The sequence below is a fragment of the Streptomyces sp. NPDC057617 genome (genome assembly GCF_042800555.1).
GTDB lineage: Bacteria > Actinomycetota > Actinomycetes > Streptomycetales > Streptomycetaceae > Streptomyces.
Map to the genome: position 1 here is coordinate 251,171 of NZ_JBHVGV010000011.1, position 21,175 is coordinate 272,345.

Here is a 21,175-nt window from a genome sequence, read left to right on the forward strand (position 1 = left end):
TGTTCCGGTGTCTCCGGTCGCTTCGATGCCGGCCCTGGGTTGCCGGCCCCACTGATCGCCGCTGACCGATTTCGATCGATCCCGCCCCGTCGGCGACCGACTGAGACTAACCGGTCAGCCCAGCACCCGGCCCAGCAGGTAGACGGCCGGGGCCGCGGCCGTAAGGGGCAGAGCCACTCCGGCGGTCATATGGACGAAGCGGGACGGGTAGTCGTAGCTCGCCGCCCGCAGTCCGATCAGCGCGCAGATCCCGGCGCCCAGCCCCAGCAGCGCGCCCGGGCCGCCGCCCAGGTCCGTCATCGGGCCGACCACCGCTCCGGCGCCGAGACCGGCGAGCAGCGCCACCACGACCGAGGCGATCCCCGGCAGCGGCAGGGCCCGGACCACGGTGGTCGCGGCGACCGCCACCCCGCCCACGACCACCGCGTCCGGCAGGGCCGCGAGATGTCCGGTGGCGATGATGGTGAGCGCGGCCGAGGCGACGGTGGCCATCAGGCCCTCCATCCGCTCGTCGGCGCCCGCGCGGCTGCGGAGCTGGAGGACGACCGTCAGCAGGACCCACACCCCGAGCGTGCCGACGATCGCGGCCACGGCGTACTTGTCGTCGACCGCGAGCAGCGCGACATCGGCGGTCAGCCCGCCGAGGAAGGCGAGCGCGATGCCCTGTCTGGCCGGCCACATGCCGTTCAGCCGGAACCAGCCGGCCGCGGTGACCGCCTGGAGGAGCACCAGCGGGACGAGCAGCGCGTACGGTCCGACCGCCGCGCCTCCCGCCAGCAGCAGGCCGAGTACGGCGGTCAGCCCGGCCGGCTGCATGCCCGGCGGGATGATCGGCGACCGGCCCTCGGCGCGGGCGCGCTGGGCGTCGGTGATACGGGCGTTGCCCATGGTGGTGGGGGCGTTGTAACCGTCGGCGCCGGGCGCGGGCCCTGAGGCGGCGGACGGTACGGAGGCCTGCGGGCCGGGCTGGGGGTCGTACGGGGCCGGGGCGGGGTTCGGCATCTCGGGCGGCAGCGGATACGAGTTCTGCACGGGCAGATACGCGGTCTCGGCGGCGGCGTGCTGCGGCTGCCCCTGTGGCTGCTGCTGCGGCTGTCCTTGATACGGCGACTGCTGGCCGTGCTGCCCCTGTTGGGCCTGGGCCTGCTGCCAGTGGAGGCGCGGCTGGTACTGGGTGTCCCAGGTCTGCCCCTCCCAGGTCTGCGCGGCGCCCGGATCCTGCTGGGGGTGCGGCTGCTGCTGGGGCTCGGCCCAGCCCTGGGAGGCGGGGGCGGCCGGGTCCTGGTACGAGGGCTGCGGGGGCTGCTGGTGGGAGTGCTGGGGGTTGCCGTACTGGTCGTACTGCCCGTACGGAACCTGCTCGCCCTGCACCTGCCCCTGACTCTGGCCCTGGCCCTGTGGCGGCTGCCCCTGGCCGTACTGCCCGCTCTGCCCGTTCCCGTACTGCCCGTGCTGCCCGTACGGATGCTGCTGATCGTTGCTCATGCTGTGCGGTTCACCCTCCTGCGAACGGCGGGAGCACCTCGACCGTGCCGCCCTCGGCAAGCCGTACGGTCTCATGGCCGCGAGTCCCGACGGGGTCACCGTCGACGAGGAACGAGCACCTCTGGAGTACGCGCGTCAGCTCGCCCGGGTGCCGCGACCGCACCGCGGCGAGCGCCTCGGCCAGGGTCTCGGCTGTATACGACTCCTCGGCGATTCCCGCGGCGGCCTTGGCCGCTGCCCAGTAGCGGATGGTGCCCGCTGCCATAGCGGCACTCCTTTCGTCGGCCTCCATGATGGCCGACGCCGGGAGCCCGCCCGGTTCCGGGCCCTCTGCCCGGGCCGCTGCCCCCGCGCCGCCCCCGTTCCGTGACCCAGCAGGCGCGGACGCCCGTACGCGCCCCCCGCCCCCGCGATCCCGCCCGTACCACCCCCCGTACCACCGCCGGATTTGCTCACCTGCTCACCGCATTTGCTGCGCCGGCCGCTTCTCCCCGCTCAGCCGCCGCCCGGGCCCTGGACCTGCGCCTCCTCCTGCGCCCCCTCGGGCCTCTCCGGCTCCGCACCCGCCGGACCCCGGCCCCGCTCCGTCAGCCACTCCGCGATCCGCCGCAGCAGCGCCTCGTCCGCCGCGTTCTCCGCGTGCCCCATGCCGGGTTCCAGCCAAAGTTCCGCAGGTCCCGCCCCTCGTACCCCTTCCGTCCGCGCCGCGGCCGCCAGCATCCGCGGGTGGTCCAGCGGGAAGTACGGGTCGCGGTCGCCATGGACGACCAGCAGCGGGGTCGGGGCGATCAGCGGGACCGCCTCGACCGGTGACAGCGGCACCGGATCCCACTCCCGGTGGTGGATACGCGTATGCAATCCAAAGCGTCCGATGAGCCGTCCGGCGGGCCGGGTGACCACCCAGTGCAGCCGCCGCATGGGTGCCGTCCCCCGGTAGTACCAGCGCGCGGGAGCGCTCACGGAGACCACCGCGTCGGTCCGCGCATCCGTGCGCCCCCTGTGCAACGCGGCGTGCCGAAGCGCCACCGAGCCGCCCATCGAGAACCCCACCGTCACCACCCGACGGTGCCCGAGCGAGCGCGCCCACTCCACCGCCGCCGCCAGATCCAGCACCTCCCGGTCGCCCACCGTGGAGCGCCCGCCGGAGCCTCCATGGCCCCGGAACGAGAAGGTCACCACCGCCGTACGCTGGGCAAAGACCCGCGCGACCCGCCGTACCGCGGGCCGTTCGACCGAACCTGTGAAGCCGTGCGCGACCACGATCGCGGTCCCTCCAACGGCCCCCTGCCCGTCGCCGGAATCCGGGGCGATACTTGCCGTACACGGCTCGTACACCGACTCGATGGGGACCCCGTCCGCGGTCCTGAGCACGGTGCGCCGGGCACCCGGCCCGGCAGAGTAATCAGATGATCTGCGTGATTGACCAGATGATGCGGTACGCATGTGGGTTATTCTGCTTCGAAGAGGATCCGGGCAATGCAGCCCCCGGGTCCTTTTGTGTTTCCGGTTCGTTGTTACAGACAGATGACACAGCGGTACCGGGCAGTACCAAGCGGTAGTACTGAGCAGTGCGGTCCGAGTACCGCGCTACGGCACTACCGAGCAGTGCCGCATACGTCCTCGCAGGGACCGAGGAGGAACTGACGTAATGGGCAAGCGAACCGAGCACCACGCGTACGACCCGAATGACCGCAGTCCGGCCGCCGTTGACCGCAGTCCGGCCGGGGCAGGTGAGCGGCGATGAGTTCTCTGCTGCTCCTGACCAACGCGCTCCAGCCCTCGACGGAGGTGCTGCCGGCTCTCGGGCTCCTGCTCCACAATGTGCGGGTGGCTCCCGCGGAAGGGCCCGCGCTCGTCGACACCCCCGGTGCCGATGTGATCCTGATCGACGGCCGGCGCGACCTTCCGCAGGTGCGGTCGCTCTGCCAGCTCCTGCGGTCCACCGGACCCGGCTGCCCGCTGATCCTGGTTGTCACGGAGGGCGGGCTGGCCGCCGTCACCGCGGACTGGGGGATCGACGACGTCCTGCTCGACACGGCGGGTCCGGCCGAGGTCGAGGCCCGGCTGCGGCTCGCGATGGGCCGCCAGCAGATCTCGTCGGACGACTCCCCGATGGAGATCCGCAACGGCGATCTGTCGGTCGACGAGGCCACGTACAGCGCGAAGCTCAAGGGGCGGGTCCTGGACCTGACCTTCAAGGAGTTCGAGCTGCTCAAGTACCTCGCGCAGCACCCCGGCCGGGTCTTCACCCGGGCCCAGCTCCTCCAGGAGGTCTGGGGGTATGACTACTTCGGCGGTACGCGCACGGTCGACGTGCACGTACGGCGTCTGCGCGCCAAGCTCGGCCCCGAGCACGAGTCGCTGATCGGGACCGTACGGAACGTCGGCTACCGCTTCGTCACCCCGGAGAAGCCCGAGCGCGGCGCGGAGAAGTCCGAGCGGGGTGCCGGTGGCACGGGTGCCGGTACGGCTGCCGGTGCCGGTGCCGAGGACGCGGGTCAGGCGAAAGGATCCGCCGCCGAGGGCGCCCGTGGCGAGCCGCGGCACGAGCCGGCGGGCGAGCACGGGCGTACGGTTTCGGCCACCGAACTGGACGCTGTACAGGAACCTGCCGGACGGCCTGCCAAGCGGTAGGTCACCACGCGTAGACTGCCGCGCGTGGCCAAGGTGACGCGGGACGATGTGGCACGACTGGCGGGTACGTCGACCGCTGTCGTCAGCTACGTCATCAACAACGGACCCCGGCCGGTCGCCCCGGCCACGCGCGAGCGGGTGGTCGCCGCGATCAAAGAGCTGGGCTACCGCCCGGACCGGGTCGCCCAGGCGATGGCCTCGCGGCGGACCGACCTGATAGGGATGGTCGTCCCCGACGCCCGGCAGCCCTTCTTCGCGGAGATGGCGCACGCGGTCGAACAGGCGGCGGCCGAGCGCGGAAAAATGGTGCTCGTCGGCAATTCCGATTACCGCGACGAGCGCGAGGTCCACTATCTGCGCGCGTTCCTCGGGATGCGGGTCTCGGGGCTGATCCTGGTCAGCCAGGGTCCGAGCGAGCGGGCCGCCGCCGAGATCGAGGCCTGGGACGCGCGGGTGGTGCTGCTGCACGAGCGGCCCGAGGGCATCGACGATGTCGCGGTCGTCACGGACGACATCGGCGGCGCACAGCTCGCCACCCGCCATCTGCTGGAGCACGGGTACGAGTACGTGGCGTGCCTCGGCGGCGTCGAGTCCACCCCGGTCGTCGGCGACCCGGTGACCGACCATGTCGAGGGCTGGCGGCGGGCGATGCTGGAGTCGGGCCGGTCGGTGGAGGGCCGCCTGTTCAAGGCCCCGTACAACCGGTACGACGCGTACCGGGTCGCCTTGGACCTGCTCTCGGGCCCGGACCGGCCCCCGGCGCTGTTCTGCGCGACGGACGACCAGGCGATCGGCGTACTGCGGGCGGCACGCGAACTGCGGCTCGACGTCCCGGGTGAACTGGCGGTGGCGGGCTTCGACGACGTCAAGGAAGCCGGCCTCACGGATCCCCCGCTGACGACGGTCTCCTCCGACCGCCCGGCGATGGCGCGAGCGGCGGTGGACCTGGTCCTGGACGACGGCCTGCGGCTGGCGGGTTCGCGACGGGAACGGGTGAAGCAGTTCCCGTCGGCGCTGATCGTGCGCCGGTCCTGCGGGTGCGTGGGGTAGGGCCGTCGGGGGTCGAGGCCGGTCCGGGGGTCGAGGCTCCCGGGGGTCGAGGCTCCCGGGGGTCGGGGCGGTCCGGGGGTCAAGGCGGTCCCAGGGGCCGGGGCGGTCGCCCTTACATGGGGCATACACCGTTTTGTTGGGCTTCTCAGGACGTCCTCAGCCCGTTCTCATCTCGCGCGCCGACAGTCGATTCCATGACCGACTACTACCGCAGCAGCGGCGACGCAGACAGCACGCAGCAGCAGCCCACCGGAGGGTTCCCGGGTCCGGCGGCCTATCCGCCGCCGCCCGCGTACAGTCCCCCCGCCCCGCCGACCCACCGCGGCCGGAGCCGCGTCCGTACCCCCGGCGCGCTCCTCGCGGCGGTGGCGCTCGCCGCCGCGGTCGTCGGCGGCGGTACGGCCGCCCTGGTCGGGCAGTACTCCGACAACGGTACGGGCACCACCGCCACCAGCACCGTCACCGGGACCACCGTCGCGGAGAGCAGCAACGGCACGGTCGCCGGGGTCGCCTCGGCCGTCTCACCCAGCATCGTCGAGATCAACGCCACCTCGACCGGCGGCGAATCCACCGGCTCCGGCGTGATCATCACCTCCGACGGCGAGATCATCACCAACAACCATGTCATCACCGGCGCGTCCTCGATAAAGGTGCAGCTCAGCACGGGCAAGACATACACCGCCAAGGTCATCGGCACCGACGCCGACAAGGACCTCGCACTGATCAAACTCGACGGCGCGAGCGGCCTCAAGGCAGCCACCCTCGGCAACTCCGACCAGCTCAAGGTGGGCGACGGCGTCGTGGCGATCGGCTCCCCCGAGGGGCTGACCGGCACGGTCACCAGCGGTATCGTCTCCGCGCTCGACCGCGATGTCACCGTCGCGAAGGAGCAGGACCAGGGCCAGGGCGACGGCCAGAGCGCGAACCCGTGGCAGCAGGGGGGCGACGGAAGCTGGCCGTTCGAATTCGGCGGGCAGCAGTTCAACGGTGACACCGGCTCCTCGAAGACCACGTACAAGGCGATCCAGACCGACGCCTCGCTCAACCCGGGCAACTCCGGCGGCGCGCTGATCGATATGAACGGACAGATCATCGGCATCAACTCCGCGATGTACGCGCCGAGTTCGGCGTCGGTCGGCGCAAGCTCCAGCGCCGGGAGCGTCGGCCTGGGCTTCGCGATCCCGATCAACACGGTCAAGTCGGACCTGGCCACGCTGCGCGACGGGGGTGCGAACTGATCCGGTCCGCCGGGATCCGCACCACCGGGGCACCCCTCACAGCAATGCCCCGAGCCGTGCGACGCTGATAGGAGCCGGCAGCACCGGCACGACCGGCGGCCCGCGACCAGCGGCCGACGGTCAGCGACCGGCGACCGGCCAGAGACCGACCCGACGAGACACCCACGAGGTACCCGAGATATGAGTCCCGCCGAAGGCGATCCGCAGAGAATCCTGATCGTCGACGACGAACCCGCCGTACGCGAGGCCCTCCAGCGGAGCCTCGCGTTCGACGGGTACGGGACCGAGGTCGCCGTCGACGGCGTCGACGCCCTCGCCAAGGCCACCGTGTACGCCCCGGACCTGATCGTTCTCGACATCCAGATGCCCCGCATGGACGGCCTGACCGCGGCCCGCCGCCTCCGTTCCGCCGGTTCGAAGGTCCCGATCCTGATGCTGACCGCCCGCGACACGGTCGGCGACCGGGTCACGGGACTGGACGCGGGCGCCGACGACTACCTCGTCAAGCCCTTCGAGCTGGACGAGCTGTTCGCCCGTATCCGCGCACTCCTGCGCCGCAGCTCGTACGCCACGGCCTCCGGGGCCGGCGAACAGCCCGCGCACGACGTCCTCGCCTTCGCCGACCTGCGCATGGACCTCACCACACGCGAGGTCACCCGCGGCAGCCGCCGGGTGGAGCTGACCCGTACCGAATTCACGCTGATGGAAATGTTCCTGGCGCACCCCCGGCAGGTGCTCACCCGGGAGCAGATCCTCAAGGCGGTCTGGGGCTTCGACTTCGAGCCCAGCTCCAACTCGCTGGACGTATACGTGATGTATCTGCGCCGCAAGACGGAGAGCGGCGGCGAACCGCGCCTGGTGCACACGGTGCGCGGAGTCGGCTACGCACTGCGAGCGGACAGCGCCACGGGCGGTGGTACGAGCGGTACGGGCAGCGGCACCGGAGCCGCACCCGGCCGTGGCAGCGCCCCCGTCTCCCGAAGCGGTGGCGCCGAGTGACCGGCCCGATCCGCCGGTTCCAGTCGCTCCCCCTGCGCTCCCGGCTCGCGCTCCTCGTGACCACGGCCGTCGCCGTGGCCGTCGCCGCGGTGGCCGTGACCTGCTGGCTGCTCACCCGTACCCAGTTGCCGAGCGAACTGGACACCTCGCTCCAGAACACCTCGGCCCCGGCCACTACCGTCCAGAACACCTTCAACAACTGCGTCAACGGTACGGATACCGGCACCCCGAGCGGTTCCAACTTCGCCTATATCCAGGTGATCCTGGCCGACGGCACCCGCTGCGTGGCCTCGGACTCCGAGCCCGTGACCGTCCAGCAGGAGGATCTCGCGGTCGCCAACGGCACCGAGCACCAGTCCCTGCACGACAGTACGACCGAGAGCGGCACCCCGGTCCGCGTCTTCACCCAGCGCCAGGTCCTCCGTATCCCCGCCGGCGAGGTCGCGGTCTCCGTCGCGCGCCCCCTCACCGAGATCAACTCGTCCCTCAACCGGCTCGCCCTGCTCCTCACCGCCGTCGCCGGCATCGGTGTCATCGGCGCGGGCGCGGCCGGCCTCTGGGTCGCGAGGGCCGGGCTGCGCCCGGTCGACGGCCTGACGCGCGCGGTCGAACATGTCGCCCGTACGGAAGACCTCACCGTCCGTATCCCGGTCGCGGGCGAGGACGAGATCGCCCGGCTGTCCCGTTCCTTCAACTCCATGACCGCCGCGCTCGCCTCCTCCCGCGACCGGCAGTCGCAGCTCATCGCCGACGCCGGGCACGAGCTGCGGACCCCGCTGACCTCTCTCCGTACGAACGTCGAACTGCTCGCCCGCAGCGAGGAGACGGGCCGCGCGATCCCGCCCGACGACCGCAGGGCGCTGATGGCGTCGGTCAAGGCGCAGATGACCGAACTGGCCGCCCTCATCGGCGACCTCCAGGAACTGTCCCGCCCGGACGCGGCCGACCCCGGCCCGCTCCAGGTCGTCGCGCTGCACGACATCGTGGACAGCGCCCTGGAACGCGCCCGCCTGCGCGGCCCGGACCTGACGATCAGCGCGGACCTGCGCCCCTGGTACGTACGGGCCGAACCCGCCGCCCTCGAACGCGCCCTCGTCAACGTCCTCGACAACGCGGTGAAGTTCAGCCCCCCGGGCGGCACGGTGGAGGTCGCCGTCGCCGAAGGCGGCGAGCTGACCGTACGCGACCACGGCCCCGGCATCCCGGCCGACGAACTCCCGTACGTCTTCGAACGCTTCTGGCGCTCCCCCTCCGCCCGCGCCCTTCCCGGCTCCGGCCTGGGCCTGTCGATCGTGGCCCGTACGATCCAGCAGACGGGCGGCCGGATCACCCTGCACCCGGCGCCGGAAGGCGGCACGGTGGCATCGATCCGGATTCCGGGAGCCCCGACCCCGCCACCGGAAACCCCGTAGGCCCTCCGGAAACCCCGTAAGTACGGAGAGCCGTCCCGGAAGTCCATTCCAGGGGCGGTTCGTTTCCGCAGGTCAGAGGGCCTTTCATCGTTCCGGCGTCCCGTTCTTCCCGTGGATGGTTGCGGCCTGGGGCGGGCGGGCCGAAGGCTGTGGGCAGACAGCAGCACCGGCCGGGAAGCACCCGTCGCCCAGCGACGGGCCTCCCTCGCCGTCGTCGCGCTTCCGTCTCCTCAGAGCCAACCGACACGGGAAGAAGAACCATGCGCAAGCACCGCCGCATTCGCACCACTGCCCTGGCCGCCACCGTCCTCGCCGCCGCCCTGTCACTGACCGCGTGCCAGGACACGGACGCGGACATGGGCGCGGGGGCGGGCACGGGCACCGGGCAGAAGGTCTCGTCGGAGGTGCCGGCCGGGAACGCCGGGCAGGAGGCTGCCCAGGGCTCGGACACCTCCGAACCCGCCGACACCCCTGAAGCCGCCGATACTTCCGAAGCCGTCGATACTTCCGAGTCCGGTGACAAGAGCGGCTACGGGCAGGTCTGCGGCGCCAACGACATCTCATGGAGCACCAGGTCCGAGACCCAGGCCGGGGGCTACATCCTGATCATCGCGAAGGCCAACCCGGGAATCACCTGCGTCCTGCCCGCCGCGCTCCCCACGGTCGCCTTCGGATCCGACGGCACCGAGGCGGGCCCGGCGGAACAGGCCGTCGGCGAGGAGATCACCCTGAGCGGAACCACCACCGCCTATGCCGGGGTGAACCCGAAGACCACCAACGACAACGGCGGCAAGGAACTGGACAGCATCGTCGTCGCCATCGGCAACACCGACCCGAACCCGGTCTCCCTCCCGGTCGGCCCGATCACCGTCGAAGACCCCATCGTCACCAACTGGCACACCACGGCGGCGGACGCGGTCCCCTTCAGCTCCTGACGGGTCAGCCCCCGAAAGGCCGCTGAAGGGGCCGCCGAAGTGGATCAGAGGGTCACACTAAGGTCATGCTGATCTGCTCTCCCTGCACGGTCCAGTGCTGGCGGGGCCCGGAGGGGTTGCACGGCTCCACGTTGGTCAGGCGGGTTCTCGGGTAGTCACTGGCGAGACACATCTCGGGGTACACGGACTGCGAGATCGATTCGCCGTTGATGGTCCAGTGCTGGCGGGGCCCGGAGGAGTTGCACGGCTCCACGTTGATTATGCGGGTTTGCGGGTAGTTACTGGCCAGGCACATATCGGGGTACACGGACTGCGAGATCGATTCGCCGTTGATGGTCCAGTGCTGGCGGGGCCCGGAGGAGTTGCACGACTCCACGTTGACTATGCGAGTTCTCGGGTAGTCACTGGCCAGGCACATGGTGCCGACGGCCGAGACCGCATCGGCAGGTGCGGCGGCCGCCACAGCGGCCGACGGCATCGAGAAGGACGTCAGTGCGACAAGAGCAGGTACGAGGAGCTTACGAAACACGTTAGCCACGAGGTGGAACCCTTCACGGTCGGCAGATCCACATCAGCCGGGACACGTCTGCCGGTCCCGGCCAACGGATCTGGGTGATTGCGGCCTCGGAAGGTTCCCCTCGTTCTCGAAGTCGTATGCGTGACATGCCGTGCCCCCTGGAAACGGAACGGGCGGCCCCTGTCTGCGCCGACAGGGGCCGCCCGGAGCGGCGAGTGACGCGGCCGGCCGCTCAGGCCAGGTCGTCGAACTCGCCCTCTTTCGCGCCGCCGAGGAACGCGCGGAGCTTGGTGCGGGTGGTGCGGATGATGACGTCGGGGTGGTCGCTCTCGCGCATGAGGATCTCGCCGTTGTGCTCGGCGAGTTCGAGACAGTTGTTGCCCTCCGCACCTGACGATTTCGAGGACTTTCTCCACTGAATATCCATTATTGACACGCCTTCACACTTGTTGCGCGATATCGCGAATGAAGTCCCGTGATCTCTCAGGATCGAGCGATCGCTCCTCGACCCGGTCCAGCACGGCTCGATAGTTCACGAGGCGCGTTTCGGCATCCAGAAATGCGGGGCCGGTCGCGGTGTCCGTCTGTACGGTGTCGAGCTGCGGGACGGGGCCGTACACGTATTGTGTCGAACTGCCGGTCTCCGGGAAACCGCCCGCCGCGAACGGGATCGCACGGACAGTGACGTTGTCACGGTCCGACTCCTTCAGCAGATGGTGGAGTTGGCCGCGAGCGACCTTGGGGCCGCCGTACACCATCCGCAACGCGGCCTCATGGATCAGGAATGTGCACGTCGGCGCGTCTTCCCGGTCGAGCACATCGCGGCGCTTGAGCCGGTGCGAGAGCTGCCGCCGCTGCCGCGCCGGACTCAGCGGCGGCACAACTTCCGCGTAGACGGCACGCGCGTAGTCCTCGTTCTGGAGCAGGCCGGGCATATACATGATCTGCACCGACCGGATGCCTACGGCATGGTGCTCCAACTCGGCCAGATCCAGCGCGCCGCTGGAAAAGTCACCGCGATAGTCCTCCCACCAGCCGCTTATACGCTCTGCGGCCATGGTGGCGAGGGCCTCGATGTACGCCTCATCCGGGCACTCGTAGTGCGCCGACCACGTACGCACCCGCTCGGGGCTCACACCGAATCGGCCCGATTCGATGTTGCTGATGGTGGTGCGGTCCGTACCGAGCATGGCCGCCGCATCGGTGAGCGAGAGCCCGGTGTGCTCACGGATCTTGCGCAGTTCGATACCCAGTCGGCGCTGCCGCGCCGTGGGCGCCTTCCTCGATGGCATCGGCCCCTCCTCTTGTCAGGCATCAGTGTGTCTGGTGCCTGGGCGAGGGTCCAACCGGTCCATTACTTTACGTGAAGCAGCCCAACACCTCAGGCGGGGCCCATAGTTGATGTGCGGGTCCGGGCGCGGGCGGAGGCAGTTACGTAGTGGCGCTCTTGGCGGGCACGGGCGTCGCCGTCCCGCCGGCCTGGGAAGCGTCCCCGTAGGCCTGGGAAGCGTCCAGGCCGTCCACCGCGGGGTCGTACTTCCACGCGAGCAGGCCGAACCAGACAAGGGTCAGGAACGCCTGCGGCGAGAGCCAGAGGTTCGACAGCACAGCACCGAAGAACGTGTAGAGCGCGAGCCACAGTCCGCTGACCACGCCGACGGCACGTATCGCGGTGGAACGGCACAGCAGCGACACCGTGATGGTCCACACCCCGGCGAGCACATGCCCGCCGAGCCGTACCGGCCAGGCGATGTCGTAAGGCACGTTGTTGATCAGCATCGCGCCGGTCGTGATGTCGAGTGCGAGCCAGCCGAAGCCGGCGGCCTTGGCCCATATCGGCGCGTTCATCCGGCTGACCACGAACAGGATCGACAAGTGGAACAGCACGCCGACGCTCTCGCCGACCGGTGAGCCGTCGGTGGCGAGCCCGAGGGCGAGCGTCGGAACGAACAGGACGATGGGCAGGACTGCGAGCGTACGGAAGCTGAGGATCTCGCGATTTACGGTGAGCATGGCCTCATCCAGGTCGTAGCGGATACTCCATATCCACTTCTCGCCCGGGAAGCTAGCACGGGCGGATAGCCCTTATCCACTTCTGGCCCGGCTGGCTATGCTGGCGGGATGAACGCGACCCCGCAGCCCGGCGACGAGCGGCCGTTGCGGCGCGACGCGGAGCGCAACCGGCAGCGGATCATCGACGCCGCCCGGGAGGTGTTCGCCGCCCAGGGTGTGAGCGCGGGCCTGAACGACATCGCCCACCACGCCGGCGTGGGCGTCGGTACGGTCTACCGCCGCTTCCCCGACAAGGAGGTTCTGGTCAAGGTCGCGCTCCAGGAGCATCTCGCGAGTCTGGTGGCGCTCATTGACGAAGGACTGGCCGCGGCCGATCCCTGGGACGGATTCACCCACGTCGTACGGCGGGCCGTGGAGATGAACGTCGCCGACCGCGGCCTGCGCGACGTCGCCTTCAGCTCGGGCGGCGGACGGCGGCAGGTGGACGCGGTGCGCGACGGCATCGTGCCCGGCATGGGCCAACTCCTGCGGCGCGCCCAGCAGAACGGCAGCGCCCGCCCGGACATCACCGTCACCGATCTCATCATGCTGATGCTCATGCTCACCGAATTCGCCCAGCGCAGCGCCCCGGTCAAGCCCGAGGCCTACCGCCGCTACCTGGACCTGGCGATCGGCTCACTGCACACCCGCCCCGATGGCGCCGCCACCGATCTCACGGTGACGGTCAGCGCGGACGAGGCTAGGGCGATCGCGGAGGGGTGGTCGCAGAGGGGGCGGTGAGGGGGGGGTGGGGCGGCTGCTGGGGGTGGGGGAAGGGTGTTGGGTGCGGTTCGGGTTTGGGTGCGGGTTCGTGCCGAGGGGTAGTCGGGGTGGGGCGGGACCGTTGGATGCGGGTGGGGGCCGCCCCTCCTGTTTGAGTTTCGCGGGGGTGGGGTGGGTGTCAAGGGCGCTCCTTCGTCGCGTCGGCTCCGCCGATTGCGCTGCGCTTAACCCCTGACACCCACCCCACCCCCGCAAGTGCAGCTTCGTGGGAGGGGCGGCCCCGGGGGAAGGGTCCGCGGAGGAGCACTCCGGTGCTCTTTGTTTCGTTGCCGGGTGGCTGGTTGGTGGGGGGTGTGCGCGGTCGTGGAATGGGGCGGTGACGGCACCGGCTCAGCGGCGGACTGTTTGTGGGCGGTTGGGGTGCAAGCAGGTGTCTGAGACTCGTTGCCGGGTGGCACCCCTAGCCTCGGGCCCACCGCATTGCGCCTGGTCAGGGGGATGGTGAGTGGCTGGGGCTCTGGGCTGGTGGCGGGTCTTGTGTGAGGTGTTGCGTTAAGACGGTCTGATGGGGCAGGGCGGTCGTTCTGGCCGTGGATGTGCCCTGATGGCGGGCTGACCGGGCGTGAGAGACTCGGCGGTCAGTTTGCCGAGGCAGGAGGGTCGCTTGTCGTGTCGGACGTCATGCCGCCGCCGGTACACCTGGACAAGGTGGTGGAGGGACTCGCGGAGAACCCCGCGCTACCGGCAGAACTCGTCCGCCGCCTCTTTGCCTGCCGCAGGGGCTTTGGCAGTGTTGCCAAGCGGCCGGACCTGACCGACGACATGATCGCCGAGATCATCGCCGTTGATGATGACTGGCTCACGCACTCGCTCGCGCTCAACCGCAGCCTCCCGCATGCCTTCCGGATGACGCTCACCGAGCATCCGGATCCGGCGACACGAGCGGCCTTGGTGGTCGGCGCGGACAACGCGCCCCGAGAACTCTTCGAGCGGCTGCTCGGCGACACCGACTTGCGGGTGCGTGAGCACCTGGCGCAGAGCGATCACGTACCGACGGATCTGCGCGTGCGGCTGGCGGCCGACCCGGACCCGAAGGTCCGGGCGACGCTTGCCCAGTGGTGGACGCAGGCCCCGGAAGCGGTGCGTCGTCTCCTGCTGACGGATCCCGAGGACACAGTGCGCGCAGCGGCCTGCGCGACCTACTACCGATGGCTTCCCCATCCCGTCCTGCCTGCCGACCTGCTCCCGGCGCTGTTGGCCGACCCGGTCACGCGCGCCGGGGCGGTCCGCCACTGCACGCTGGACGCCGACACAGCCCGTCGGCTGACCGACGCCCCGGACGAGGAGGTGCGTAAGGAACTCGCTTCGCACCCCGACCTCCCGCCGCCGCTGCGCGACACGCTCGCCGAGGACCCCAGCCCGCGGGTCGCCCTCCGCATCTTCGCCCGTCAGGACACCCCTGAGCCGGCCCGCGCCGCGATCCACGCACAGCTCCTGTCCGACGTGCCCGCGCCGAGCTGGCTCACCGATCTCCAAGACCTCGAAGACGACGCGTTTGAACGGCAGCTCACGAGCGAGATTGCGCGTCTGGAGTTCCGGACACTGCGTCTGCCATGGGTGACCGCTGACCCCTTGCCGTACGTGGACTCGCCCTACGCCTGCTTCCGGGCCTCGGCCGCGATGTCCGACTGCCTCCCCGAGCCGGTCGTGGCCCGGCTGCTCGACGACGAGGAGAGCGACGTCCGCACGACGATGGCTCTGCACGCCCGTGACCGGATCGACCCCGCCACCGCCGAACGTATCGACCGCAGCTACCGTCCGGCGAAAAGGACCCGGTGGCGTCCGGCCGATGACCTCCCCCTCCCGGCGGACGTCCTTCGGCGTCTGGCCACCGATCCCGACCCGAGAATGCGGCAGCTCGCCCCGCGAGACCTCGACCTGCCGGTGGAACTCGTCCGTCACCTGGCCGCCGATCCCGATCAGACAGTGCGCCGCGCGATCGCGCCCCATCCCCGGCTCCCGACCCGCGAGCTGACCCAGCTTCTGGCCGATCCATCCGAATCGGTCGCGATCGCCGCAGCAGGCAACCCCAACCTGCCTCCGGAACACATGCACCGGCTCCTCGCCCTGGCACACCTGTAACACCAGCATGCGCGCGGCGAGCGCTGGGTCCGCCGCACCCCTCGGCGGTCAACACACCCCCTGAGACCGGCCTAACGCAACATCCAACGCAAGACCCGCCACCAGACCGGTACCCCAGCCACTCGCCATCCCCCTGACCAGGCACAATGTGGTGGGCCCGAGGCTAGGGGTGCCACCCGGCAACGAGTCTCAGACACCTGCTTGCACCCCAACCACCCACCAGCGGCCGGACGCTGAGCCGGTGCCGTCACCGCCCCATTCCACTGCCGCGCAGACCACCCACCAACCAGCCACCCGGCAAAGAAACAGCCCCCACAATCAAGCGCTTCCGGGGACCCCTCCCCCCGGGCCGCCCCTCCCACTCACTCGCACTTGCGGGGATGGGGCGGGTGTCAAGGGTTAAGCGCAGCGCAATCGGCGAAGCCGACGCGACGCAGGAGCGCCCTTGACACCCGACACGACCCCGCGAAACTCAAACCAGAGGGGCGGCCCCCACCCGCATCCCACGCCCCCGGCCCACCCCGACTACCCCTCGGCACGAACCCGCACCGCACCCAACACCCTCCCCCCACTACCCCCGCGCATACGGTCGCGTCATGATCTCCATGTTGTGGGCGTCCGGGTCCTTGAAGTACGCGCCTCGGCCGCCGAACAGGCTGTTCGTTCTGCCCGGTTCGGTGTGGCCGGGGTCGGCGTAGTACGTGATGTCGAGCGCCTTCAGGCGCGCGATCATCACGTCGAATTGGTCCTCCGGCACAAGAAACGCGTAGTGCTGCGACTGGATCGGTTCGTCGCGCTTCTCGTAGTAGTCGAGCGTCACGCCGTTGCCGAGGTCGACGGGCAGGAACGGCCCGAACGGGGCGCTGACCTTCAACCCCAGTACCGTGGCGATGAATTCGGCCGACAGATGCCGGTCGCTCGCGTAGACGGCGGTGTGGTTGAGCTGGACGGCAGTCACCCGGACGACCCTAGTACCCCTGAGAGACCCGGGCAACGCCCCTCAGTCCGAGGTCGCCGCGCACCGCCAGAAGTCCCTCATCAGGTCCGGCGGCGTCGGGCCCGTCATCGCGACCTGGCTGAGCAGGACCGTAACCGTGCCGGTGGACGGTACGACGTGGGCCGTCGTGCCCGTACCGCCGACCCAGCCGTACCGCCCCCGTACGTTCCACGGGTCGATCGGCTCGATGTCGACCGAGCCGCCGTAGCCCCAGCCCTGGCCCTCCAGGAACAGCGCGCCCGCTTCGCGCTCGGCGCGGGTGAGGTGGTCCGTGGTCATCAGGCGTACGGACTCCTCCGACAGCAGCCGGCGCCCGGCAGTCGTACCACCCGCCGAACCACCCGCCGTACCACCGCCGCCCAGCAGCATCCGGCCGAACGCCAGCCAGTCGTCCACCGTCGACACCAGCCCGCCCGCGCCCGACGGAAACGCCGGAAGCCGGGACCACTGGCCGTCGGGCGCGTCGACCAGTTCGAGGCCGCCCCCTCCAGTGCCCCCTCCCTCGCCCCCTCCGGCACCGCCTGCCGCATCGCCCGCCGGACCGTGGCGGTAGTAGCTCACGAACCGGTCGAGTTTCTCAGCCGGTACGGCGAATCCCGTGTCCGTCATCCCGAGCGGCTCGAAGATCCGCTCCGCCAGGAACTCGGGCAGCGGGCGCCCCGCGACCCTGGCGATCAGGACACCCTGGATGTCCGAGGCGGTGTTGTACAGCCACGCCTCGCCCGGCTGGTGCAGCAGCGGGATACGGGCCAGCGTCGCCATCCACTCGTCCGGCGGCGCGACGAGCTGCGGCTGCGGCGGCCCCTGCCTGAGGTCGTTGAACAGCGGGGCGAGCGCCGGTAGCGAGAAGTCGGCGGGGAAGCCGTACCCGGCGCGGAAGCTGAGCAGATCGGCCACCGTGATCGGCCGCACGGCCGGGACCACGTCATCCACCGGGCTGCTGGTCGTACGGACGACCTTCGGCGACGCCAGCTCCGGCAGCCAGGTCGCGACCGGATCGTCCAGCGCGATACGGCCGTCCTCGACCAGCAACATCACCGCCGCGGCGGTGATCGGCTTGCTGATCGAGGCGATACGGAAGATCGAGTCCCTGGCCACCGGGGAGGTGCCCTCGACGTCGGCGAAGCCCGCCGCCCGTACGTCGACCTGATCGCCACGGGCCACAAGGGCCACCGCCCCCGGTACCGGCCCGTCCGTGACGTACTTCTCCAGGACCTTGTCCAGTCCCTCGCGCAGCTCGCTCATCTCTTCACCTTTCCGGCCTTCACCTTTCCGGCCCGCCTTCTTCAGTGTGCGGTCAGGAGGGAGACTCCCGCCGCAGCCGGAAATCATCGGTCACCGAGAAGCATCCTCAGTCACCGACGAGCATCATCGGGCTTCGAGGAGCGCGGCCGTGCGCTCCCAGAGTTCGCGCTGGACACCCGCGTCACGGCCGGGTTCCGGGCACTCCAGGGGGGCGCCGTTCCGTACGGAGAAGTAGCCGCCGGTCGCGTCGGCGTACGCGGGGTCGGTGGCAAGCCGTACGACGATGCCAGCTCCGCGCCGGGGGTCGCCGACGCCGAGCCGGTTCAGAATCTTCTCCAACGGTCCGGAGAAGGGCAGTTCACGCCCGAGGCCGGTGGTGTTGAAGCCGGGGTCGCAGCAGTTGGCGGTGACGCCGGTACCGGCCAGCCGGCGGGCGAGTTCCTGGCTGAGCATGATGTCCATCAGCTTCGTCCGCCCGTACAGCCGCGATGACTCACGACGGGTGTAGTTGTCGGTGAGCGTGAGGTCGCGTGCCGGGTTGATGCCGCCCGAGTGCCGGGACGCCTCGGAGGCGACGGTGACGATCCTGGCGGGCGCCGAGGACACCAGGGTGTCGCGCAGGGTGTCGGTGAGGACCCAGGGCGCGAGGTAGTTCACCGCGGTCATCTCGGCGAGTCCCTCACTGGTGATCCGTTGTGAGAAGGCGTGCAGCCCGGCGTTGTTGATCAGTACGTCGATCCGCGGAAAGCGGGCGGCGATCTCCTGCCCTGCCCTGCGGACCTCCCCCAGCAGCGACAGATCGGCGAGGAAGACATCAACCGGTGTGCCGGGGGCGGTCTCCTCGATCTCGCGGCGCAGTACGTCGGTCTTGGCCCGGCTGCGGGCGACGATCCCCAGCCGGGCGCCACGGCGGGCCAGATCGAGGGCGGCCAGTCTGCCGATGCCGTTCGTGGCGCCGGTCATGACGATGACGGGTCGGTGGTGCATCAGGGGCTCCGCTCCGCTGGCAGTGGAATCAGCTAGGTCGTGAGGTACCTCATCATTTCTCGGCAACGTACCATCACTGAGGTACCTCACAAACTCTCTGGCACAAACTCTCTGGCATGGAGGAGCGATCCCGTGAGCAGCGGTTCCGGGCCGGAACAGATCGGCCTGCGGTATCTCTCCCTGGCGAACCAGGTGCGCAGAATCGTCGATGAGCACATGAGCGGCGCCGGTCCGTCGCTCGCCCGTACCAAGGTCCTGATGGTGCTCGGGGGGCATGGAGCGCTACGGCAGGCGGCACTGGCCGCGGAGCTGGGCTACGCGCCCCGGTCGGTCACCCAGGCCGTGGACGCGCTGGAGCGGGACGGACTGGTCGAGCGGACCTCGGACCCCGGCGACCGCCGCTGCAAGGTCGTCGTCCTCACGCCCGAGGGCAGGGCGGCGCTGGCCGCCGGAACGGCCGCCGGTGAGGACATACTGCGGCAGGTCTTCGGGGCACTCGGGCCTGGTCAGCGGGCCGATCTGGACGCGTTGCTCGACGCCATCGAGGCGGCCGCCACCGCGGCCACCGCTGCCACCGTCACCGCGGCCACCCGTGACGTATCGGCCACCCGCGACGTACCCGCCGGCCCGGGCCCCGCCTAGGGCGCGAGACCTCGGGCGCCACCCACCTCGTCTAGTGCGCTGTCTCGTCGGTCAGTGCGCGATGCCGTCGATCAGTTCGCGCGCTCCCTGGCGCAGCAGCGTGACCGCCACCGACGTGCCCAAGGTCGCCGGGTCGAGCGGGCCCGCCCATTCGTGGGCGTTCAGTACGGTCTTGCCGTCCGGCGTGAAGACGCAGGCCCGCAGCGAGAGGTCGCCGTTGCGGTGCGCCTTGGCGTAACCGGCGATCGGCGAGTTGCAGTGGCCCTGGAGGACATGCAGGAACATGCGCTCCGCCGTCGTCTCGCGGTACGTGTCGGGATCCCCGAGCCCGCTGACCGCGTCTATCAGGACGGTGTCGTCCTCGCGGCACTGGAGCGCGAGGACGCCCGCGCCGATCGGCGGGCACATCGTCTCGGGCGACAGGGCCTCGGTGATCACATCCGTACGGCCGATGCGTTCGAGGCCGGAGACGGCGAGGAGCAGGGCATCGGCCTCGCCCGCGGCGAGCTTCTCCAGGCGGCGGTTGGCGTTGCCGCGGAACGGTACGCACTCCAGGTGCGGGTGCGAGGCGGCGAGCTGGGCGATACGGCGTACCGAAGAGGTGCCGATCCGGCTGCCGGCCGGGAGTTCGTCGAGGGTGAGACCGCCCGGGTGGACAAGGGCGTCGCGGATGTCGTCGCGCTTGAGGAACGCGGCGAAGGTCGTACCCGCCGGCAGCGGGCGGTCCGCGGGGATGTCCTTGACGCAGTGCACCGCGAGGTCCGCCTCGCCCGCGAGCAGGGCGGCGTCGACCTCCTTGGTGAAGGCGCCCTTGCCCTCGACCTGGCTCAGGTCGCCCATCCACTTGTCGCCGGTGGTCTTGACCGGGACGACCTCGGTGGCGGTGCCGGGGTGGAGCGCGGCCAGCTCGGCGCGGACGCGCTCCACCTGGGCGAGGGCCATGGGCGAGTCGCGGGAGACGATACGGATCAGCTCAGGCACGGACATGGGGCCACGATAGACCGTCGTACTTGAGCCGCCGTGGGCAACCCGGATACCCAACTCTTCCGTACCACAAACAGGTTGAGGGAATCCCCTGCCTGAGCCGCGCGATCCGCCTCAGCCGCGCGATCCGTCCCGGACCGCGACCCGCCCGCCTCAGCCCGGAAATGCGGCTCCCTTGTGCCGGCTCACCCGTTGTGCCGTATCAGCGACTCCACCAGACCGGCCCGCGTCGCCGGGAAGTCCAGCGGTACGATCCCGAGCCCGCGCCAGCCGCTCGCCTCCGCGCCGTCCAGGAACGTGTGCACCTGCGGGTTGAGCCGGTCGGAGTTCCAGCGCGGCGGCAACGGGGCCGCCGTACTGACGTAGTTGATGAACAGCTTGCCCGGCTGCTGCACGGCCTTGCGGAAGTGCGCCTCGATCTTGGGGTACTTGGCGAACGGCTCGGCCTGGTAGTCGTCCTGGATGTCGAACAGCGCGCCGTCCCCGTACCGCACCCCCGGCAGCCCGCCGCTGTCCGCAAGCAGCACGACCCGGCCGCGCGCCTCGCCGAGCGTGGGCAGATTGCCGTCCAGCCGGAAGAGCGAGCGCCAGCCCTTGCCGTCGAGGTACGTGTCGAAGATCCGCCGGAACTCGGCGTCGCTCTCCGTCGAGTACTCCTGCTTGAGCCGCATCAGGACGGTCTCGGAGGGGTGCGCGCGGAGGAAGTCCCGGCAGGCGCCGAGGACATCGTCGAAGTTCAGGTTCTGGTAGAAGGCGGCGTGGTGGATGCTGAAGGCGTTGTCGAAGGCCCGGCAGCGTACGTCCAGGAAGCGGATGCCGCTGTTCAACTGGTCGGCGATGCTGGTGTTCTGGCAGGCCACCCAGAGTCCGCCGACCTGGGCGCCGGAGTTGTGCGTACCGGGAATCGTCAGCCGCTGTACGGGCGTACCGTCGGCGAAGCCGCTCATCCAGTCCTGCGGGGCGAACGCCCGGCGCGAGGCGGCGACGGCGGGCGCGGCGCCGACGAGGGCGGTGGCGGAAACGGCGAGAGCACCGGCCAGAAAGCCCCGGCGCGTGCCCATGTGTGTGCTGTTCGTACGGCTCGTACGGCTCATACGAAGGTGCCTCCGTCTGCTGTGTGGGGGATCAGCCTG

20 protein-coding genes and 1 pseudogene are annotated in these 21,175 nt (G+C 70.4%); 9 read left to right on the plus strand and 12 right to left on the minus strand.

Features of this window, described 5'->3' with window-relative positions:
- Positions 1-114: 114 nt before the first annotated feature.
- From ACFU9P_RS26585 to ACFU9P_RS26595, 3 genes are all read right to left on the minus strand, one after another.
- Positions 115-1,485, minus strand: coding sequence for a hypothetical protein (locus ACFU9P_RS26585; RefSeq protein WP_384085294.1), 1,371 nt, complete (start codon positions 1,483-1,485; stop codon positions 115-117).
- Positions 1,486-1,495: 10 nt separating this feature from the next.
- On the minus strand, positions 1,496-1,750 hold the full coding sequence (locus tag ACFU9P_RS26590; protein ID WP_376385653.1) for a MoaD/ThiS family protein: 255 nt from the start codon (positions 1,748-1,750) through the stop codon (positions 1,496-1,498).
- Positions 1,751-1,980: 230 nt separating this feature from the next.
- Positions 1,981-2,928 carry an alpha/beta hydrolase family protein gene (locus ACFU9P_RS26595; RefSeq protein ID WP_384085297.1) on the minus strand — a complete coding sequence of 316 codons (948 nt, stop codon included), beginning with the start codon at positions 2,926-2,928 and terminating at the stop codon, positions 1,981-1,983.
- Between the two features lie 297 nt (positions 2,929-3,225).
- On the opposite strand from ACFU9P_RS26595, the pseudogene ACFU9P_RS26600 reads away from it, so the two are divergent.
- From ACFU9P_RS26600 to ACFU9P_RS26625, 6 genes and pseudogenes are all read left to right on the plus strand, one after another.
- Positions 3,226-4,005, plus strand: a pseudogene (locus ACFU9P_RS26600) (response regulator transcription factor); the annotation flags it as partial.
- A gap of 138 nt (positions 4,006-4,143) precedes the next feature.
- Positions 4,144-5,169, plus strand: a complete 1,026-nt coding sequence (locus tag ACFU9P_RS26605) for a LacI family DNA-binding transcriptional regulator (RefSeq protein ID WP_376385649.1) — start codon at positions 4,144-4,146, stop codon at positions 5,167-5,169.
- Positions 5,170-5,363: 194 nt separating this feature from the next.
- Positions 5,364-6,407 carry a S1C family serine protease gene (locus ACFU9P_RS26610; RefSeq protein WP_384085300.1) on the plus strand — a complete coding sequence of 348 codons (1,044 nt, stop codon included), beginning with the start codon at positions 5,364-5,366 and terminating at the stop codon, positions 6,405-6,407.
- 180 nt (positions 6,408-6,587) lie between these two features.
- Positions 6,588-7,406 (plus strand): response regulator transcription factor, encoded by an 819-nt coding sequence (locus tag ACFU9P_RS26615; RefSeq protein WP_384085303.1) that lies wholly within the window; start codon positions 6,588-6,590, stop codon positions 7,404-7,406.
- The gene (locus ACFU9P_RS26620) at positions 7,403-8,818 is read left to right on the plus strand and encodes a sensor histidine kinase (protein ID WP_384085306.1); all 1,416 of its coding nucleotides are present in this window, start codon (positions 7,403-7,405) and stop codon (positions 8,816-8,818) included. The genes ACFU9P_RS26615 and ACFU9P_RS26620 overlap by 4 nt, the downstream gene beginning before the upstream one ends.
- Before the next feature lie 260 nt (positions 8,819-9,078).
- Positions 9,079-9,753 (plus strand): hypothetical protein, encoded by a 675-nt coding sequence (locus tag ACFU9P_RS26625; protein ID WP_384085309.1) that lies wholly within the window; start codon positions 9,079-9,081, stop codon positions 9,751-9,753.
- A gap of 52 nt (positions 9,754-9,805) precedes the next feature.
- On the opposite strand, the gene ACFU9P_RS26630 is transcribed toward ACFU9P_RS26625, so the two are convergent.
- From ACFU9P_RS26630 to ACFU9P_RS26645, 4 genes are all read right to left on the minus strand, one after another.
- Positions 9,806-10,291 (minus strand): ricin-type beta-trefoil lectin domain protein, encoded by a 486-nt coding sequence (locus tag ACFU9P_RS26630; protein WP_376385639.1) that lies wholly within the window; start codon positions 10,289-10,291, stop codon positions 9,806-9,808.
- Positions 10,292-10,502: 211 nt separating this feature from the next.
- Entirely contained in the window at positions 10,503-10,697 is a 195-nt protein-coding gene (locus ACFU9P_RS26635) for a DUF397 domain-containing protein (RefSeq protein WP_384085312.1), read from the minus strand.
- Between the two features lie 13 nt (positions 10,698-10,710).
- Complete coding sequence (locus ACFU9P_RS26640; protein WP_376385635.1) at positions 10,711-11,562, minus strand: Scr1 family TA system antitoxin-like transcriptional regulator; 852 nt, start codon at positions 11,560-11,562, stop codon at positions 10,711-10,713.
- Positions 11,563-11,701: 139 nt separating this feature from the next.
- Positions 11,702-12,283: a hypothetical protein gene (locus tag ACFU9P_RS26645; RefSeq protein ID WP_384085316.1), complete on the minus strand. Its 582-nt coding sequence runs from the start codon at positions 12,281-12,283 to the stop codon at positions 11,702-11,704.
- 108 nt (positions 12,284-12,391) lie between these two features.
- Between ACFU9P_RS26645 and ACFU9P_RS26650 the strand changes: the two genes are divergently transcribed.
- Together ACFU9P_RS26650 and ACFU9P_RS26655 are read left to right on the plus strand one after the other, a co-directional pair.
- Positions 12,392-13,063 carry a TetR/AcrR family transcriptional regulator gene (locus ACFU9P_RS26650; protein WP_384085319.1) on the plus strand — a complete coding sequence of 224 codons (672 nt, stop codon included), beginning with the start codon at positions 12,392-12,394 and terminating at the stop codon, positions 13,061-13,063.
- Positions 13,064-13,714: 651 nt separating this feature from the next.
- Positions 13,715-15,187: a hypothetical protein gene (locus tag ACFU9P_RS26655; RefSeq protein WP_384085322.1), complete on the plus strand. Its 1,473-nt coding sequence runs from the start codon at positions 13,715-13,717 to the stop codon at positions 15,185-15,187.
- Positions 15,188-15,758: 571 nt separating this feature from the next.
- Here ACFU9P_RS26655 and ACFU9P_RS26660 read toward each other — a convergent pair.
- From ACFU9P_RS26660 to ACFU9P_RS26670, 3 genes are all read right to left on the minus strand, one after another.
- Complete coding sequence (locus ACFU9P_RS26660; protein WP_384085326.1) at positions 15,759-16,145, minus strand: VOC family protein; 387 nt, start codon at positions 16,143-16,145, stop codon at positions 15,759-15,761.
- 42 nt (positions 16,146-16,187) lie between these two features.
- Complete coding sequence (locus ACFU9P_RS26665; protein ID WP_384085329.1) at positions 16,188-17,429, minus strand: serine hydrolase domain-containing protein; 1,242 nt, start codon at positions 17,427-17,429, stop codon at positions 16,188-16,190.
- Positions 17,430-17,552: 123 nt separating this feature from the next.
- Complete coding sequence (locus ACFU9P_RS26670; protein WP_384085332.1) at positions 17,553-18,416, minus strand: SDR family NAD(P)-dependent oxidoreductase; 864 nt, start codon at positions 18,414-18,416, stop codon at positions 17,553-17,555.
- 132 nt (positions 18,417-18,548) lie between these two features.
- Between ACFU9P_RS26670 and ACFU9P_RS26675 the strand changes: the two genes are divergently transcribed.
- Positions 18,549-19,058, plus strand: coding sequence for a MarR family winged helix-turn-helix transcriptional regulator (locus tag ACFU9P_RS26675; protein WP_384085335.1), 510 nt, complete (start codon positions 18,549-18,551; stop codon positions 19,056-19,058).
- A gap of 51 nt (positions 19,059-19,109) precedes the next feature.
- Here the strand turns inward: ACFU9P_RS26675 and hemC are convergent, their stop codons facing one another.
- Entirely contained in the window at positions 19,110-20,045 is a 936-nt protein-coding gene (gene hemC / locus ACFU9P_RS26680; protein WP_376385757.1) for a hydroxymethylbilane synthase, read from the minus strand.
- A gap of 182 nt (positions 20,046-20,227) precedes the next feature.
- On the minus strand, positions 20,228-21,136 hold the full coding sequence (locus tag ACFU9P_RS26685; protein WP_384085338.1) for a phosphatidylinositol-specific phospholipase C: 909 nt from the start codon (positions 21,134-21,136) through the stop codon (positions 20,228-20,230).
- Between the last annotated feature and the right edge of the window lie 39 nt (positions 21,137-21,175).

Coding starts and splice junctions, on each gene's coding strand:
- ACFU9P_RS26585 (WP_384085294.1), bottom strand. CDS start 1,485: ATGAGCAACGATCAGCAGCATCCGTACGGGCAGCACGGGCAGTACGGG.
- ACFU9P_RS26590 (WP_376385653.1), bottom strand. CDS start 1,750: ATGGCAGCGGGCACCATCCGCTACTGGGCAGCGGCCAAGGCCGCCGCG.
- ACFU9P_RS26595 (WP_384085297.1), bottom strand. CDS start 2,928: ATGCGTACCGCATCATCTGGTCAATCACGCAGATCATCTGATTACTCT.
- ACFU9P_RS26610 (WP_384085300.1), top strand. CDS start 5,364: ATGACCGACTACTACCGCAGCAGCGGCGACGCAGACAGCACGCAGCAG.
- ACFU9P_RS26615 (WP_384085303.1), top strand. CDS start 6,588: ATGAGTCCCGCCGAAGGCGATCCGCAGAGAATCCTGATCGTCGACGAC.
- ACFU9P_RS26625 (WP_384085309.1), top strand. CDS start 9,079: ATGCGCAAGCACCGCCGCATTCGCACCACTGCCCTGGCCGCCACCGTC.
- ACFU9P_RS26635 (WP_384085312.1), bottom strand. CDS start 10,697: ATGGATATTCAGTGGAGAAAGTCCTCGAAATCGTCAGGTGCGGAGGGC.
- ACFU9P_RS26640 (WP_376385635.1), bottom strand. CDS start 11,562: ATGCCATCGAGGAAGGCGCCCACGGCGCGGCAGCGCCGACTGGGTATC.
- ACFU9P_RS26645 (WP_384085316.1), bottom strand. CDS start 12,283: ATGCTCACCGTAAATCGCGAGATCCTCAGCTTCCGTACGCTCGCAGTC.
- ACFU9P_RS26650 (WP_384085319.1), top strand. CDS start 12,392: ATGAACGCGACCCCGCAGCCCGGCGACGAGCGGCCGTTGCGGCGCGAC.
- ACFU9P_RS26665 (WP_384085329.1), bottom strand. CDS start 17,429: ATGAGCGAGCTGCGCGAGGGACTGGACAAGGTCCTGGAGAAGTACGTC.
- ACFU9P_RS26670 (WP_384085332.1), bottom strand. CDS start 18,416: ATGCACCACCGACCCGTCATCGTCATGACCGGCGCCACGAACGGCATC.
- hemC (WP_376385757.1), bottom strand. CDS start 20,045: ATGTCCGTGCCTGAGCTGATCCGTATCGTCTCCCGCGACTCGCCCATG.
- ACFU9P_RS26685 (WP_384085338.1), bottom strand. CDS start 21,136: ATGAGCCGTACGAGCCGTACGAACAGCACACACATGGGCACGCGCCGG.